General features: G+C 64.8%; 13 protein-coding genes and 1 tRNA gene. 9 read left to right on the forward strand and 5 right to left on the reverse strand.

Annotated elements, in window-relative coordinates:
• Positions 1–44: 44 nt before the first annotated feature.
• Entirely contained in the window at positions 45–1502 is a 1458-nt protein-coding gene (locus K0B96_RS03425) for an amino acid permease (RefSeq protein ID WP_220163878.1), read from the reverse strand.
• Between the two features lie 112 nt (positions 1503–1614).
• Complete coding sequence (locus K0B96_RS03430; protein WP_220163880.1) at positions 1615–2415, reverse strand: hypothetical protein; 801 nt, start codon at positions 2413–2415, stop codon at positions 1615–1617.
• Between the two features lie 182 nt (positions 2416–2597).
• Here K0B96_RS03430 and K0B96_RS03435 point away from each other — a divergent pair, with 182 nt between their 5' ends.
• From K0B96_RS03435 to K0B96_RS03450, 4 genes are all read left to right on the forward strand, one after another.
• Positions 2598–3650, forward strand: coding sequence for a quinone-dependent dihydroorotate dehydrogenase (locus K0B96_RS03435; RefSeq protein ID WP_220163882.1), 1053 nt, complete (start codon positions 2598–2600; stop codon positions 3648–3650).
• A 225-nt stretch (positions 3651–3875) separates the two neighbouring features.
• Positions 3876–4430: an RNA polymerase sigma factor gene (locus tag K0B96_RS03440; RefSeq protein ID WP_220163884.1), complete on the forward strand. Its 555-nt coding sequence runs from the start codon at positions 3876–3878 to the stop codon at positions 4428–4430.
• A complete protein-coding gene (locus K0B96_RS03445; protein WP_220163886.1) occupies positions 4427–5713 on the forward strand; it encodes a hypothetical protein in 1287 nt (428 codons plus the stop codon). The genes K0B96_RS03440 and K0B96_RS03445 overlap by 4 nt, the downstream gene beginning before the upstream one ends.
• Positions 5714–5819: 106 nt before the next feature.
• A tRNA-Leu gene (locus K0B96_RS03450) sits at positions 5820–5904 on the forward strand.
• A 145-nt stretch (positions 5905–6049) separates the two neighbouring features.
• Here K0B96_RS03450 and K0B96_RS03455 read toward each other — a convergent pair.
• A complete protein-coding gene (locus K0B96_RS03455; protein ID WP_220163888.1) occupies positions 6050–7108 on the reverse strand; it encodes an L-rhamnose/proton symporter RhaT in 1059 nt (352 codons plus the stop codon).
• 245 nt (positions 7109–7353) lie between these two features.
• On the opposite strand from K0B96_RS03455, the gene K0B96_RS03460 reads away from it, so the two are divergent.
• A complete protein-coding gene (locus K0B96_RS03460; protein ID WP_220163890.1) occupies positions 7354–9360 on the forward strand; it encodes a S9 family peptidase in 2007 nt (668 codons plus the stop codon).
• 23 nt (positions 9361–9383) lie between these two features.
• Positions 9384–9647, forward strand: coding sequence for a YkgJ family cysteine cluster protein (locus tag K0B96_RS17610; protein WP_345779914.1), 264 nt, complete (start codon positions 9384–9386; stop codon positions 9645–9647).
• Positions 9648–9721: 74 nt separating this feature from the next.
• Here the strand turns inward: K0B96_RS17610 and K0B96_RS03465 are convergent, their stop codons facing one another.
• Positions 9722–10027: a hypothetical protein gene (locus K0B96_RS03465; RefSeq protein ID WP_220163892.1), complete on the reverse strand. Its 306-nt coding sequence runs from the start codon at positions 10025–10027 to the stop codon at positions 9722–9724.
• A gap of 370 nt (positions 10028–10397) precedes the next feature.
• Between K0B96_RS03465 and K0B96_RS03470 the strand changes: the two genes are divergently transcribed.
• Entirely contained in the window at positions 10398–13628 is a 3231-nt protein-coding gene (locus tag K0B96_RS03470; protein WP_220163894.1) for a DUF748 domain-containing protein, read from the forward strand.
• Between the two features lie 53 nt (positions 13629–13681).
• Here K0B96_RS03470 and K0B96_RS03475 read toward each other — a convergent pair whose 3' ends face one another.
• On the reverse strand, positions 13682–14473 hold the full coding sequence (locus tag K0B96_RS03475; protein ID WP_220163896.1) for a hypothetical protein: 792 nt from the start codon (positions 14471–14473) through the stop codon (positions 13682–13684).
• A 101-nt stretch (positions 14474–14574) separates the two neighbouring features.
• Between K0B96_RS03475 and ettA the strand changes: the two genes are divergently transcribed.
• Both ettA and msrA read left to right on the forward strand, forming a co-directional pair.
• Positions 14575–16263, forward strand: coding sequence for an energy-dependent translational throttle protein EttA (gene ettA, locus K0B96_RS03480; protein ID WP_220163898.1), 1689 nt, complete (start codon positions 14575–14577; stop codon positions 16261–16263).
• 82 nt (positions 16264–16345) lie between these two features.
• Positions 16346–16978, forward strand: coding sequence for a peptide-methionine (S)-S-oxide reductase MsrA (gene msrA, locus K0B96_RS03485; RefSeq protein WP_255558836.1), 633 nt, complete (start codon positions 16346–16348; stop codon positions 16976–16978).
• Positions 16979–16992: the final 14 nt, after the last annotated feature.

Consider the following 16992-nt stretch of genomic DNA (forward strand, 5'->3'; position numbering starts at 1 on the left):
CCGCCAATCACGCGAAGCGACGCGAACGTAGGAGACCGATTGGTTCAGGCGCGCCGACGCAGGGTGCTGTGACGGACGCTGTAGCCGAAATAAACGGCGAAACCGATGGCCATCCAGATCGCGAGGCGCAGCCAGGTATCGAGCGGGAGCATGCACATCTGGCCCACGCAGGTCAGGACGCCGAGCGTGGAGACGAGCGGGAACCACGGCGTGCGGAACGGGCGCGGGAGATCGGGGCGTTTTGCGCGGAGCACCCAGACGCCAACGCACACGAGGGCGAACGCCATGAGGGTGCCGATGGAGATGAGTTCGCCGAGCAGATCGAGCGGGAGCAGACCGGCGACGATCGCAGCGACAGCGCCCGTGACGAGGGTGGTGAGGTAGGGCGTGCGGAAGCGCGGATGGAGCTTCGCAAAGATGGCGGGCAGCAAGCCATCCTTGGCCATGGAAAAGAAGATGCGCGGCTGGCCGAGAAGCGAGACGAGGGCGACGGAGGTGAGGCCGGCAAGGGTGGCGATCTCGATGCCGAAACGTAAAATAGGAGGCGCGCCGACGTGCTGAAGCGCGAAGACGAACGGGGCATCGACGCCGAGCTGCGGGTAGTGGACCATGGCGGTGAGCACGAGGGAGACGCCGATAAAGAGGAACGCGCACACGGCGAGGCAGCCGAGCAGGCCGATGGGCATGTTACGCTGCGGATGGCGCGTTTCCTGGGCGGCGCACGAGACGTTGTCGAAGCCGACATAGGCGAAGAAAATAACGGCGGCGCCCTTGAAAACGCCGCTCCAGCCGAATTCGCCGAAGGTCCCGGTATTCGCCGGGATGAAGGGACGCAGATTTTGCGCGGCGAGGGCGCGATGGCCGAAAATCCACCACACGCCGTAAGCCATCAAAGCGAGGAGCACGCCGACTTTGATGACGACCATGGTGTTGTTGAAATTCGCGGATTCCTTGATGCCGATCACGAGGATGAACGTGAGGATCGCGATGATCGCGATGGCGGGGAGATTGATGAATGCGCCCGTGGTCACGAGATGGCCTTTCTCAAGTGCGAAGGGCGCGGCGCTGACGGCGGCGGGCAGCGTGACGCCAAATTCGCCGAGGAGGCCCTGCACCGCACCGGACCAACTGACGGCGACGGCGGCACCGGAGAACAGATATTCCAAGATCAAATCCCAGCCGACGATCCAGGCGAGAAACTCGCCCATGGTCGCGTAGGTGTAGGTGTAGGCGCTGCCGGCGACGGGGATCATCGTGCTGAACTCCGCGTAGCACAGGCCGGCGAAGAGGCAGCAGATGCCGGAAAAGATGAACGAGAGGACAATCGCCGGGCCGGCGTATTGCGCGGCGGAAACGCCGGCGAGGACGAAGATGCCGGCACCGACGACGGAGCCGATGCCGAGGCTGATGAGGTTGAGCGGGCCGAGGTCGCGCTTCATGCGCGGGCCGCTCTCTGACTCCGCGATCAGCGTGGCGACGGGCTTCGTTTGGAAGAGGCGCATGGTGGGGCGCGCCGAAGCTGGCGAGCGGCCCGTGGGCCGGCGAGTGCGAAGATGCGCGCACAAAAAAGGCGGCCGATGAGGGCCGCCTGCAGGCTAAACGGAAGGAATTAGCTCAGCGCTTCCGGGAAGGACGCTTGGGCTTTTCGTCCTCATCTTCGTCGGACTCTTCGTCGTCCTCATCTTCATCCTCTTCGTCCTCATCCTCGTCCTCGTCGTCGCCCGCTTTGCCTTCTTTTTTCTCTTCTTCTTCGCCTTCTTCGTCTTCGTCCCAGCGGAGGGACTCGTCGTTTTTCAGCTTCTCCTCTTCCTCGGCGTCGAGTTCGGGGAGGTCGTCTTCATCGGCATCGGCTTCCTTGGCGGGATGCTCATCGTCGGATTCATAACCGGCGGGCATGTAGTCGAGGATGGCGGTGAGTTCGGCGAACGTGTGGAGCGCTTTGCCTTCGATGAAGTGGGTGTTTTGTTCTTCGCGAATCTCGTCTTCGACTTCGTCGACGGTGAGCTTGGACTCGAAGTCAAAGAGGTCGTTGAGCATCTTCACGCGGCAGCGGGTGACGTGGTCGAGGAGGTCGGCGTAAGGGCCGTTTTCCTCGTCGAGCAAATCGGGCAGGGCAAAGAGGCGTTCGTCAGAATCGAAGAGCGATTCCTTGGTGCGCTTCAGGCGCACGCGGCCGTCGCCGAGGTCCTTCTCGATCCGGAAGGCGATGAACGCGCGCTCCACGATTTCCTGATCGAAGCCGTAATCGCGCAGGGGATCGACGAGTTCGACGAGGTGACTGACCTGACGGGGATCGATGATGCTGAGGCCGTCGACGTCCCAGCGAACAGGGTCGCTGACTTCGTCGACCCACCAGTTATGATCTTCGCCGAGACGAACGATACACCAATCGAGAGTTTGCGTGGCTTTGGCCATAGAGACAGAGAGAGGAGACAGGGATGATTTTTGGCGCAGCGTGCGAGGGGAGGTTCAAAAAACAAGCACAAAAACCGGCGGAAAAGCGCGTGGACGGAGGGTGAAAAATCCCGGGCCGCGAGCGAATATAAGCCAGTGGGGCACTTGCCTTTTCAGGCGACGATTTCAGAGTCGGCGGTCTCATGGGCCGATTCTATAAAAACGTGACGCGCCGGCTGCTTTTCCGAATGGATGCAGAGCACGCGCATGAGTTGGCCGTGAGCGCGATGGCGGGTTTGGCGGCGGTGCGGCCGCTCGCGCGGCTCGTGGAGGCGATGGCGGCGGTGCCGGCGTGGGCCCGCCAGCCGGTGGCGTGCGGCGGGCTGATGTTTCCCAACCGGATCGGTCTGGCGGCAGGTTTCGACAAGAACGCGAGAGCGTGGCCGGCCGCGGCGGCGTTGGGTTTCGGGCACGTGGAGATCGGCACGGTGACGGCGCAAGCGCAGCCGGGGAACACGCGGCCGCGCGTGTTTCGTTATCCCGCGCAGGAGGCGGTGATCAACCGCATGGGTTTCAACAACGAAGGGGCGGCGGCCGTGGCGCAGCGGCTGGCGGGGCAGCCGGGCGTGGGGGCGCGGCGCATTCCGCTCGGCGTGAATCTGGGCAAGTCGAAGGTGGCTTCGCTGGACCAGGCGACGGCGGATTATTTGACGAGTTTTGCGGCGCTGGCGGACCATGCGGACTACGTGGTGCTGAACGTCTCCAGTCCGAATACACCGGATTTGCGGAAACTGCAGGACGAGGATCGACTGCGGGAGTTGCTGGGTGCGGTGACGGCGGCCAACCGCGCGCGCGGCGCGGGGGCCAAGCCCCTGTGGTTGAAGATCGCGCCGGATCTGAGTTTTGCGCAGATCGAGGCCGTCCTGCAGGTGATTGCTGAATTTGGGCTCACGGGAATCATCGCCACGAACACGACGCTCGGTCGGCCGGGGGCGCTGGCGGAGGCGAACGAAATCGGCGGGTTGAGCGGAGCGCCGTTGCGGCGGCGGGCAACGGAGGTGATCGCGTATATCGCGAACGCGACACAAGGGCGCCTCCCGATCATCGGCGTGGGCGGGATCATGGACGCGAGGAGCGCGAGTGAGAAACTCGATGCCGGCGCGACGCTGGTGCAGGTTTACACGGGGTTGATTTATCGCGGACCGTTTTTCGCGCGCAATCTGACGCTCGGCTTGGTGCATCGGCGGCCGCTGTGAACCTGCGGAGCATTGAGCGTCGCGGGTGGCGGGCGAATTAGTTGTCGGGAACTGACTCCGCGGAGGGCCGGGCGGCGTATGTGTAGGCACCGGCGATGACGACTCTTCCTATTTCAGAAAACGTGCGCGGGCGGGAAGCTGGCGCGGAAGCATTGGGCGGGCGGCGGCGCCGGGCCGCAGTGGGGAATTGAAATGAGCCGCGCCTCCGAATAGCCCTCGGTCGCCGTGCCGTTGTTCGATGCCGAAACCCTTGCGCAGCATCGCCGCCTCATGGCGCGGCTCGCCGCCGGCGAGCGCGAGGCGTTGCAACTGCTCTATCTGGAGTTCGCTCCGCTGCTGCACGGCATCGCCCGGCGGATGCTGGAGGACCCGGAAGACGCGCGGGATGCGGTGCAGGATGCGTTCATCAAGGCTTGGCGGCAGGCGGCGACCTATCGGGCGGAGCGCGGGGAAGTGGTTTCGTGGCTGGTTTTCATCGTGCGCCGGTCGGCGATTGACCGACTGCGCAAAGGCGCGCGGCGACGTCGTCTGCACGAGACGCTGCGGCGCGAGCCGGTGGAAATGGCGGAGCGGGAGGGAGGCGGGACTCCGCTTGATAGCGAAAATCTCGACGGCTACCTCGGACAACTGTCAGCGGCGCAGCGGCAGGCGCTGGAGCTGGCGTTTTTCGGAGGGTGCACGCAGGGAGAAATTGCGGAGGCGATGCAAACGCCGGTGGGCAACGTTAAGAATCATTTGCGGCGCGGGCTCATGAAGCTGCGTCAACTGGCAAAACCATGAGCGAAGATCTGAGAGAGGAAGCATTTTACTACCTGCTCGACGCGCTTGAGCCCGAGCGGCGGGCGGCGTTTGAGGAGCGGTTGGCGCGCGAGGAGATGGCACGGGCGGCGTTGCGGGCAGTGGCGGACGGTTGCGCGTATTTCGCGGGGGAAACGGCACCGGCGGAGGCGATGGCGGCGGCGGATCAGCGGGGCGTGCTGATGGCCTTGCGGGCGGAGACTGCGCCGAAACCGTTGGCGGTGGTGCGGAGCGCGCCGGGACGCGGCGGGCGTTGGGCGTGGCCGCTCGCGGCGGCGGTGTTGCTGGGGCTGAACGCGTGGCAGTTTTTTGGCGGGGGAGCGGTGGTGACGACGGGGCGCGTGGGGCGCGGAGGAAAGGAAGCCGTTGGTGACAGGAGGAAGGCCGGGGAGGATCGCGAGGCGTTGGCCAACGGGAGCGCGACGGATGGAGCGGCGCGGGGTCGCGACGCGCGGGCCGGCGAATCCGGGACTGGCGTGGGGCGCGACGGCGGATCGGCGGCGAAGGAGTTGCAGCGGCTCACGACGTTGCGCGGCGATTACGCGAAGCTCGAACGCGCGAGCGAGACGTTGCGCGCGGAATACGACGACATCATCCGGCGGCTGGCGCAGCGGGCGCTGGTGGAGCACGGCGTGGGGCGACTGGCCGCGATGGAGCTGGTGGACCCCGCCAGTTATGCGCGAGGTGAACGGAAAGGGTTGATGGATTTGGCCCGAGGGATTTTGACGCAGCCGGGCATTGTCGCGGTGGGACCGGCGACGACGACGCCGCCCCCGGCGACCCCGGCGCCAGAGGCGCCGGAGCAAAAGAGCGTGGTGGTGTTGCCGGGCGAGGTGGCGTCGTGGGGTGGCCAGGGAGTAACAGCGGCCGTGCCATTGACGACGGGCGGAAGCACCGCGGTGCCGGTGACACCGCCGATGACCACCAGTCCGCCGCCCACGGCCACGCCGGAATCGGCGGGCGCGCCGCAGTCGGCCTATGCCTGGTCGGTGTTCGACGAAGCGGAGCATCAAGGGTATCTCAACCTTTACCATTTGCCGACGGTGCCGGAGGGGCAGTCGTTGCAGTTGTGGGTGAAGCCGGCGGATTCGACGATCTACGAGCGCGTGGGCGAGGTGCCGGCTGAGTTTTACGGGCATTCGGGCAGCGTGTATTACCAGTTGCCGGAGACCTCGGCGACGCCGGTGGAAATCCTTGTGACGCAGGAGCCAAAAGGAGCTCCGCCGGAGGCGCCGACGGGGCCGGAGGTGTTGCATGGACCGTGAGCGACATGCCGAGAAGGCGGCTCCGCGGGGCGTGGGGCAGGAAGTGATTTCGGGGCTTTACAAGGCCGGAGCGACCGCTCTTATTCCGCCTTCCCTGTCTTGTTTTGCTCGGGTGGTGGAATTGGTAGACACACACGTTTGAGGGGCGTGTGCCGTAAGGCGTGCAGGTTCGAGTCCTGTCCCGAGCACCAGACAAAGCCGCGCGCAAAGCGCCCGGCACCGCTGAACGGCGGAAAAGATCGGCCGGCGGGGCGTGGTGGGCCGAGCCCGGTCTGAGCGCTCGGTCGGTCGGCGGAGCGGTTGCAAACCGGTGTGGGCGCGCACCGCGGAAATATCTTACGCGGCGGGCGGGGCAGCGAGGAAGTTGCCGTAGCTGATCAAGCTGACGGCACCGAGCAGCAGGGCGATGCCGACGGCGACGAGCAGTTTCGTGGCGGGACGGCACGCCCGCCATTCGCCGATGGCCACGCCGAAGCCGGCGCTCAAAAGGATGAGGAGGATCATGTGGATGGCCCAGCTGGAGAACTTAAACTGGCCCATGCGCACGTGACCGAGGCCGTAGAAAAAGAATTGAAGATACCAGAGCAGGCCGGTCACGAGCGCCAAGAGGTAGTTGCGAGAGAGGCGGGCCTGGTCGTTGACCTGGGTGAACTCACCCCAGGTGCGGCGGCGGGTCGCGATGAAGATCGTATAGAGCAGCGTGGTGGTGAAAGCGCCGCTGTTGGAGAAAAGGTAGATGACGTTGCCCTGAAAATAACCGGCGCCGTGCCGGGCGGCGACATCGGCGATGGGCTGGCCGGCGAGCAGCGCGAAGTTGAAGACGGCGGAGATGATGCCGGCGAGGAGGCAGATGAGCAGGCCGACGCGGGCGTTAAAGGCGTCGGGCGTGCGCGCGTCCGCGAGTTCGTGCTCTTTGCGGAAACCGGCCCAGCCGGTGGCGAGCATGGCGCTGGCGCCGAGGAAGACGCCAGCGACGACGAAAATGCCGGCGCGCTGGCCGAGCGTGGCGCCGAGTTGACCGGCGAGGAGCGGCGGCACGAGGGTGCCTACGACGCAGGACACGCCGATGGCGACGGCGTAGGTGAGCGAGTAGCCGACGTAGCGGATGGCGAGGCCGAAGGCGATGCCGCCGATGCCATAGAAAACGCCGAGTGAATAGGATTTAAGCATCGCGCTGCCCGGCGCCTCATGGAGCACAGCGGCGAGTTCGGGAATCGTCAGCCACGCAAAAATCCACGGCAGGATGAGCCAGCACGCAGCGGCTTGGACGACCCAGTAGGTCGTCCAACTCCATTGGCGGACGCCCCGGAATGGAGCGTAGCAAAGCGCGGCGCAGGCGGCGCCGATGCCGTGCAGAAGAGTGCCGAGCAGGGGTGACGGGGTGACAGGAGACATGAATGCGTTGGGGGAACGAGCCGTGATGGGCGACGAGGGGGGGCGGCGGTATTTGAGGAGGCGGAAACGCCCGCCGTAAAGCACCGTTCGCCAAACGACACGGAGATAAATGGGAAAAATCCGAACGGGCGTGTGGGCCGCGGGCGCGAACGCTTTGCTTCGGGCGGACGCGGTGGTCCGACAAAGCTATAGTGGCAGCACACTTTTTTGTTTTCGGGACGTGCGGGTGCCATCACGCTCGGCCAATGAGAGTGACCTCCCCTAGGCTCGCCGCCGGTTGGCTGGCGCTAATGTTAGGCCTGGTAACGGGTGTATGCGCGGAAGCGCGCGCGCCTTTGATTCCGATTGAGGACCTGTTCGCCGACCCGGAAATGCGCTCGGTGCAAGTCGCGCCGGACGGGCAGCATCTGGCGTTTCTCGCGAAGCTCGGCACCGGGAGAATCGGGATCGCGCTGATGGATCTGCAAACCGGGCAGGCGGAAGCGCTGGTCGCGGCCAAAGACGAAAACTATTCGTCGTATTTTTGGAAGGGGTCAGACCGGATCGTGTTTGGCGGTGACATTGGCGGGCGCGAAAGCACGGCGCTGCGCTCCATCAGCCTATCGAAGCGCCGGGTGACCGAACTGGCGGAAGCCTATAAGGAACTGGTCGCCGATCGCGCGAACCAGGCAATGATCATGGATCGATTACATTTCGATCCGAACCATATATTAATTTACGGTAATCGCAGTGTCGGGAGTTGGACGTTCCGTTTGTATTCGCTGGATGTCCGCACGGGCGAGCGTTTCGCCGTCCCGGGCATCGATGACACCGGCGCCACGCTGGACATCATTGTCGATAATGCCGGCGTCGTGCGCGGGCGAACGATTGTGCGCGGCGGGAATCGCATCCACGAGATGCGGCAGGACGGCAAGAGCGCCTTCTTCAAGGTGGCCGAGACGGAAGGAGACGCGGGCATGATCTCACCGTCCTGGTCGCCGCAAGCTTTCGCAAAAGACAATGATACGGTCTATGTCCTTGTGCTCGGCGATGACGGGGAGATCCGGTTGCGGTCGTATCGGGTGTCCACCCGGTCATTTACCGACGAGGTAAATTACGAAGTGGAGAGCGATCCAGGCGACGTGGTGATGTCGCGGGATCGATCGAAGTTGCTGGGCATTTATTATACGACGGATCGAGAGCACGTGCACTGGTTCGACGCTGATCGCGCCAAGCTGCAGTCGGAAATCGATGCGGCACTCCCGTCCACGTTCAACCGGGTGGTCAGTTCGTCGGACGATGAAAAGGTGCGGGTGATCGTGGCGACTTCGGACGTGTCGCCGGGAACCTACTATTTACTGGACCAAAGCCGGGACAAGCCGCGCCTCATGCGGATTGGCGCGTATAATTCCAAACTCAAGGAGTCGGATTTGCGGCCGATGAAGCCGATTTCATATAAGGCGCGGGACGGTCTCACGATTCACGGTTACCTGACGCTGCCGGCGGGGGCGGAAGGCAAGCGGGTGCCGCTGATCATCCATCCGCACGGCGGGCCTTACGGCATCCGCGACGAGTGGGGTTACGATCCGGAGGTGCAGCTCATGGCCAATCGCGGTTATGCCGTGTTGCAGCCCAATTATCGCGGCTCCGGCGGCTATGGCGTGTCGTTCCTGCTGGCGGGGCGGAAAGAGTGGGGCGGCAAGATGCAGGACGATCTTACAGACGGAGTGAAATGGGCGATTGCGCAGGGCATCGCCGACCCGGACCGGGTCGCGATCGTGGGGGCGAGTTACGGTGGTTACGCGGCGCTCGCGGGGGTGACGTTTACGCCGGACCTGTATTGCTGCGCCGTCAACTATGTCGGCGTGTCAGATCTTTCGATCATCGCGGGTTTTGCGCGCAACAATTTGGGCGATCGCACCTATGCGAAGAATTGGATCGGGGACGACGCGGAGTATCTGCGCACGCGCTCGCCGGTGAACTACGTGCAAAACATCCGCGTGCCGACGCTGCATGGTTACGGCGACAACGATCCGCGCGTCGATATCGACAACTGGAAGCGGTTGAAGCGGCAGTTGGACAAGTATGGGAAGAAATACACGTTCGTCCGGCAGGCGGAGGAGGGGCATGGATTTCGCCACGAAGACGCGCGCGTGGCCTTCTATCGTGAAGTGGAGAAGTTTCTCGCGGCCAACATTCCGAATGGCGGCAAGGTCGAGGTCGGGCCGGATCGGGTGCTCGAGATGCCAGCCAAGAAGCCGGCCGCCGAGTAAGCGACGGGTGGGAATCCGACGAAATGGAATGTCGCGCGCGTTGCGGGGCCTGCTGCATCGCGCCGTCCATTTCGTCGGCGATTCCGGGAATGCCCGGCGGCAAGCCGGCCGGGGTCAGGTGCGTGCAACTTTTGCCGGATAATCGCTGCGCGATTTTTGGGCGCCCGGAGCGGCCGGCCGTCTGTCTGAGCCTGCGACCGCACGAAAGCATGTGCGGGGCGAGTCGAGAAGAGGCGCTGGCAATCCTCGGCGCGCTCGAACTGGCGACGCGGACGGAGGCAGGGTGACGAAACCGGGAGGGGCGGGGCGTGGTTCCCGTGGAAACACCACACCGCGCGGAAAGCGCGGACGCGGCGCCGACTCAGGCGTAGGCGAGCGTGAGGCCGCGCGGTTGCGGGGCGACGGAGCGTTTCCATTCGCGCCAGGCCGCCGCGAGTTGGTCGGCTTCGTTTTCCGTGAGGCGGCGGGTTTCTTCGGCAGGGAAGCGAAACGCGGGGAGGCGCCACCGCAGTTGCACGGAACCGAAGCCAGCGTCGTCGCGGACTTCGATCGTGACGCGGGTGGTCAGGTGGGATCCATCATCAAAGTGCAGACGGCTGACGTCGAGCGTCTGGCCGTGAAGGCAAAGCAGGTGAGCAGTGGAGTAGGGGCGGTGGTGACTGGGCATGAGAAAGAGCATAGCGAGTCGCCGGTTTCATTTATATCCGGCGTTTTCCGCGACGGATGGGGGAAAAACCGCCCGGCGATCAGGCGAGGCGCCGCCGATTGGCGGCCGGGGGCGATGGCGCGACGTGCATCCGAGGCAGGCCTAAAATGCCGTAAAGGTTGCGTTAGCATGACCGCAGATCGCGGCGCGCTTTCGTTCAGGCGAAAACGCTTTCACGTGTGTGACGGAAAACCACGGGGCGCGCGAATCGGCCCGCAACGGGCGCGAGTCAGTGTTTCCCCGCGACGGAGCATCGTGTTAAGTCCGTCGAGGGAAGGCTGGGATGGCCGGGGGCGGTTGCGCTTTGCGGGCGGGCGATTTGCGTGCACGCATGTATCGGTTTCCGCGTCGCTTTCGCTGGTTTCGATGGACGGTGATTCTCGTCGGGCTCTATGGCCTCGTGGGTTTCTTTGCACTGCCGCCGCTGATTCGCACGCAACTGCCCAAGCGCTTGTCGGTTGAACTCGGGCGCACGGTCACGATCGGCAGCGTGCGCGTGAACCCGTTCGCGCTCTCGGCGACGTTGGAAAATGTGAACATCACCGAGCGCGACCGGCGCGGCTCGTTTGTCAGTTGGAAGCGGCTCTATGTGAACGCCGATCCGCTGGCATCGTTGTTTGGCGAATGGGTGATCGGGGCGATCGAGCTCGATGGGTTTCAGGGCAACGTCGCGGTGGGCGCGGATGGCGGGTTGAATTTTTCCGATCTGCTCGCGGACGCGAAGGGCGATTCCGCGGACGCTCGCGGTGGCGCCAAGGAACACCGGCCGGTGCGCATCGGGCGGCTGCAAGTGACGCGGGCGCAGGTGAGCGTGCGCGACGAATCGCGGCGACAGGAGTTCACGACGCTGGTGGGGCCGGTGACGTTCCTCGTGACGGGGTTTCGCACGGGCGGCCGCGCGGATTCGCCGTATGCCTTTGAGGCGACGACGGAGGCGGGAGAGAAAATCGCGTGGCGCGGGACGCTGACGACGGCGCCATTCCGCTCGAGCGGTGAGTTTCACCTGGATGACGTGTTGCTGCCGAAATATGCGCCCTATTACAGCGCATCGTTGGGCGCAGTGGTTGAGGACGGACGCGTGTCGGTCGGTGGGAAATACGAAGCGGATTTTGGGGCAGGCGAAAGGAAGCTGGCGATCGCCGGTGCGACGGTGGCGGTGCGTGATTTGCGGATCGTCGAGCCCGGAGCGACTGAACCCATGCTCGCCTTGCCCAAGGTGGATGCGACCGAGATCGACGCCGATGCGTTGGCGCGGCGGGTGGACATTGCCCGCCTGGCGGTGGCGGGCGGCAGCGTGTCGGTGCGGCGGGAGGCCGACGGAAAGTTGAGTTGGGAGCGAGTGTGGACGCCGGCTCAGTTGACCGTGCAACCAGGCGGAGCGAGCGTCGCGCGCGGGGCGACGACAGGGGCATCGGTTGATCGAGACCGCACGCCGGATGTGCGGGCGCAGGCGATCGCCATCACGGGGTTGAAGGTCCACGCGACCGATCGCACGCTCCCGCGGCCGGCGGACGTGACGTTGAACGCCCTGAAGTTAAACGTGAAAAACTTCTCCCTGGCGGAGGGCTCGCCGATGCCGCTGCAAATGGGTTTTGACTGGGCGCCGGAAGGAGCCGTGCAAATCGACGGCACGGTGACCCTGAAGCCGAGTCTCGCGGCGAATGTCGTGGTGGTGGCCACGAAGATGGCGCTCGCGCCGATGAGCCCGTATCTCGAGCAGCACTTCAACGCGCGCATCGCCGCAGGGACGTTGTCGACGCAGAGTCGCGTGCAAATCAACAGCGGCGGGACGGGACCGGCGGTGAACGTGGGCGGCGACGCGTCGCTGACGGGATTCAAGCTCACGGAGGGAACGGAGGGAGCGCCGGTGGCAGGTTGGACGGACTTGGCGCTGGAAAAATTTTCGGCTTCGACGAGCGAGCCGCTCACCGTGGCGGTGGACGAAGTGAAGCTGGCGGGGCCAACGGCGAACCTCGTGCGGCGAGCGGATGGCACTTGGAACGTGGCCGGCCTGCGGCGGGCGACGGCGCAGACGCCGGAGACTACGAGTGCAGCGACGCCGTCGATTTTGTTGCCGGGTATGTCCGCAGGAAGCGGGGGAGCGGCGGAACCGGAACCAAAGATTTCGATCGGACGCGTGACGATCAACGAGGGCGAGTTCGCGTTTACGGATCAGTCAATCAAACCGGCGGTGCGGATGGCGCTGACGCAATTTGGCGGAGTGGTCACGGGGTTGTCATCGGAGCACGGGGCGAAGGCAAATCTGGACCTCAGCGCGAGGGTGGATGGATCGGGACCGGTGAAAGTGACGGGGCAGGTGGATCCGTTGGGTCGGGAGAAATCGGCGGCGTTGAACGTCGATCTGCGAAATGTGGACCTGGTGCCGCTCAGTCCGTATGCCGCGAAATTCGCGGGCTACGAAGTCGCGCGGGGAAAGTTGCAGGTCGACGTGACGTTTCACCTGAAAGATGCGGCGTTGAATTCGGCGGACGTCATCACGCTCGATCAATTCACGTGGGGCGCGGCGAGCGACAGTCCGGCGGCGACGAAGCTGCCGGTGCGGCTGGGCGTGGCGTTGTTGAAGGATCGCGAGGGTAAGATCGTGCTCGACGTGCCGGTCGAAGGGAATGTGGACGATCCGAATTTCCGGGTGAGCCGCGTGGTGTGGCACGCGATCGGCAACGTGCTGACGAAGGCGGCGACGTCGCCGTTCGCACTGTTGGGATCGATGTTTGGCGGCGGAGGAGACGAGTTGTCGTGGCAGGATTTTGCGGCGGGTTCGAGCGAACTGCAGGCGGGCGAAGAAAAGAAGCTCGCGACGATGGTGAAGGCGTTGACGGAACGGCCGGGGCTGAGTGTGGCAATCGAAGGCGGCTACGACGCGGGCGTGGATCGACCGGCGTTGCAGGAGCAGAAGTGGAAAGAGCAGTTGCGGGCGCAGGTGCAGCGACTGCGCGGATCAACGGCGGCGTCGGCGCCACGAGGCGAACCGCTGGCCGCGACGGGTGAAGAACGCGCGGAAGCGGTGAAGGCGCTTTACGCGCGGACGTTTCCGGGCGGCGTGGAGGTGCCGATGTCGTCGCCGGATGAGGCGGCTGAGCGAACCGCGGAGAACGCGGATGCCGCTCCGGCCGCGAAATCCGCGCCGCCGGCGGCGAAGAAGAGTGGGAATATCGGCTTGGTGGAGCGCACGTGGGGATTTTTGACCTCGTGGCGGAAGCGTCGGGAGGAGAAGCACGAGGAAAAACTGGCGGCCGCGGCGGCGGAGCAGCGGCGGCGGGAAGCGGAACGCGATGCGCAAAAGGAGGCCGACGCGGCGGCGGCGGCGCGCGGGGAAAGGGGCGGCGTCATTGGCCTGCCCATCGCCGACATGGAGGCGCGGCTGAAGCAGCGCGTGCAGGTGACGCCGGACGATTTGCGGGCGCTGGCGGAGGCGCGGGCGCGGGCGGTGCGCGACTACTTTACGCAGGCGGGAATCGCCGGTGAGCGGGTGCTTCTCACGTCGGCGGGTCAGAGCGCGCCCGAGCAAGCGGCGCCGCGGGCGACCTTGTCGTTGCAGTGAAACGACGTGCGGGGCGGCGCGTGCGTTTACGGAAAGACGTCAGGGCCGCCGGCTCAATGCGGGTTGGCGAGCGAGGGCATCGCGGCGAGTTCGGCGGCGAGTGATTCGAGCCACGCGAGGGCCTCGCGGCAGTGGGACGGGATGGCGGCGGGGTCGGCGACAAACATCAGGCGTTGCAAGCGCGCAGCGTCGGCGGCGGGAAGCGTTTGGTGAAGGTAGCGGTTGCCCCAATTGTGGCGGAGCGGGTCGTGTTTGATGCGGAGCATTTCCACAAGGGCGGTGAGCACGATGCTTTGATACCAGTGCAACGCGTCGATGAGGTGCCCGCGGCGGAGTTCCTTGTCGGGGAAATGGCCGAAGAATTTCAGGCGGGCGGTGAGCTGCGCGAGACGATCGCGGAGCCGCGTCTCAAGCGCGAGGCGGTCGACAGGACGCGGGCGCGCGAACAGGCCGGCGCGATCAAAGAGCACCGGGGGCCGGCCGTGGAGCTCGTCGTTGAATTTGTAAGGCGCGCTGAGCTTCATCACGCAAAAGTCGAGCAGGAGCCACGGCGGTGAGCCGGTGAAGCGGTAGAAGCGCTGGCTGTGGCCGTGCCAGGCGGGCTCCGGCACGATAAGGCGGTCGTCGACGGGGGCGATTTTCGCGAGCGCGGACTCGACAGCGGCGAAGGCATCAGGGACGTGATCGTCGTCCACGACGGCTTGGAGATCGGCATCGCTCCACGTGTCGGTGCGGCCAAAGGACGCGGAGCCGCCTTCCCACAGGGTGTGAGCCCAGGGTTGGTTTTCGAGGGCGGTGTGCACGCAGGCGATGAGCGTGAGGCGATCGAGGGCGGGCGAAGGCATGCGACAAGGAAGGCAAAAGACGGTGGCGCGGTCAACGAGCCGGCGGATCCATGCGCGGCGGGGTTGCGTGGAGGAACGGGAGCCGCCAAGTTGCGCGCTCCATGGCCAAACCTGACGACGCACCGACGATTATTTTTTCGATGCTGGGTGTCTCGAAGAAAATCGAGCGCAAGGAAATCCTCCGCGACATCTCGTTGTCGTTTTACTACGGCGCGAAGATCGGCGTGCTGGGGCTCAACGGCTCCGGCAAGTCGTCGTTGCTGCGGATCCTCGCGGGGCGGGACACGGAGATCGACGGGAGCGTGCATTTCGAGCCGGGTTACAACGTGGGCTTGCTGGAGCAGGAGCCGCAATTGACGCCGGGCAAAACGGTGCGCGAGTGCGTGGAGGAAGGCGTGAAGCACTTGACGGATCTGACGGCGGCCTACGACGCGACGTGGGATGACATCGGCGCGGCGGAAACGGATGAGCAGCGCGATGCGATCACGAAGAAGCAGGGCGAATTGCAGGAGGAAATCGACCGGCTCGGTGCGTGGGATGTGGCGCCGCAAGTGGAGATGGCGATGGACGCGCTGCGGTGTCCGCCGGGCGATCAGCCGGTGGAGAAGCTTTCGGGGGGCGAGCGGCGGCGCGTGGCGCTGGCGCGGTTGTTGTTGCAGAAGCCGTCGATCCTGCTGCTCGACGAGCCGACGAATCACCTCGATGCGGAGAGCGTCAACTGGCTGGAGCAGCACTTGGCGCGTTACGAGGGCACGGTGATCGCGGTGACGCACGACCGGTATTTTTTGGACAACGTGGCGCAGTGGATTCTGGAGTTGTCGTATGGGCACGGGATTCCGTGGAAGGGGAATTATTCGTCGTGGCTGGAGCAGAAGCAGCGGCGGAGCGCGGTGGAGCAGCGCACGGAGGACCGGCGGCAGAAGGCGATGGCGCGCGAGCTGGAGTGGATCCGCTCGTCGGCGAAGGCGCGGCAGTCGAAGGGGCAGGCGCGCATCAACGCTTACGAGTCGATGCTGGCGCAAAACGTCGCGGAGAAAGAGCGGGAGTTTGAGGTGATCATCCCGCCGGGGCCGCGGCTGGGGGCGCTGGTGGTGGAGGCGAAGGACCTGGCGAAGAGTTACGGCGACAACGTGCTGTTTGAAGGGGTGAATTTTTCGCTGCCCCCGGGCGGAATCGTGGGCGTGATCGGCCCGAACGGCGCGGGCAAGACGACGTTGTTCCGGTTGATCGTGGGCGCGGAGCAGCCGGATCGCGGAGAGTTGCGCGTAGGCCCGACGGTGAAGATCGCGCACGTGGATCAGTCGCGTGATTCGCTGCCGGACGCCGAGACGATCTGGCAGGCGATCAGCGGCGGCGAGGAGATCATGAAGCTGGGCGGGCGCGAGGTGAACAGCCGGGCGTATTGCGCGCAGTTTGGTTTCACGGGCGCGGATCAGAGCAAGAAAGTCGGCGTGTTGTCGGGCGGGGAGCGCAACCGCGTGCATCTCGCACGATTGCTGAAGAGCGGCGCGAACCTGATTTTGTTGGACGAGCCGACGAACGATCTCGATGTGAACTCGATCCGCGCGCTGGAGGAGGCGTTGGAAAATTTCGCGGGGTGCGCGGTGGTGGTGTCGCACGACCGGTGGTTTCTGGACCGGGTGGCGACGCACATCCTGGCGTTTGAAGGCGAGAGCACGGTGCACTGGTTCAACGGCAATTTCTCGGCGTATCAGGAGGATTATCGCCGGCGGAAGGGGAAGGAGGCGGATCAGCCGCACCGGATCAAATATCGGAAGCTTGCGCGGTGAGGACGGACGGCAGGCTCAGACGCGAACAAACATGCGATGATGGGCGTGGGAATAAATGGGGGCGTGGATTGCTCCTAGGAACATGAAGTGGCAATGTGCGGCCTTGGGCTTGCTGGCGTTGATGATCTGCGGTTGTCGCGATGATTCCACGACGCGGCCGGCGCGAAAAACCGAAATCAACATGGATGCAAAAACCGAATCGATCGTGCTCGGCGGGGGATGTTTCTGGTGCACGGAAGCGGCGTATGAATTGCTGCCCGGCGTGACGGACGTCGTGAGTGGTTACGCGGGCGGTGATGAACCGAATCCGACGTATGAAGCGGTGTGCGCCCACGCGACCGGCCATGCGGAGGTGGTGCAGGTGACGTTCGATCCGGCGCAGGTTTCGCTGGAAAAAGTGCTCAATTATTTCTGGCAGATTCATAACCCGACCCAGGTGGGCGGGCAGGGCAACGATCACGGGCCGCAGTATCGGTCGATCATCCTCTACGCCGATGAGGCGCAGCGCGCGGCGGCGGAGGCCTCACGCGCGGAGGCGGCGAAGACGTTTCGCGATCCAATCACGACGGAGATCGTGCCGTTGAAGAAATTCTGGCGGGCGGAGGAGTATCATCAGGATTACTTCCGGAAGAATCCGAACGCCGGTTACTGCAGCTATGTGATCGCGCCGAAGGTGCGGAAGCTGGAGCACAAGCTGGCGGCGGAGCAGAAGTGACGGCGGGGGCGGAA

It is taken from the genome of Horticoccus luteus, assembly GCF_019464535.1.
Classification (GTDB): Bacteria; Verrucomicrobiota; Verrucomicrobiia; order Opitutales; family Opitutaceae; genus Horticoccus; species Horticoccus luteus.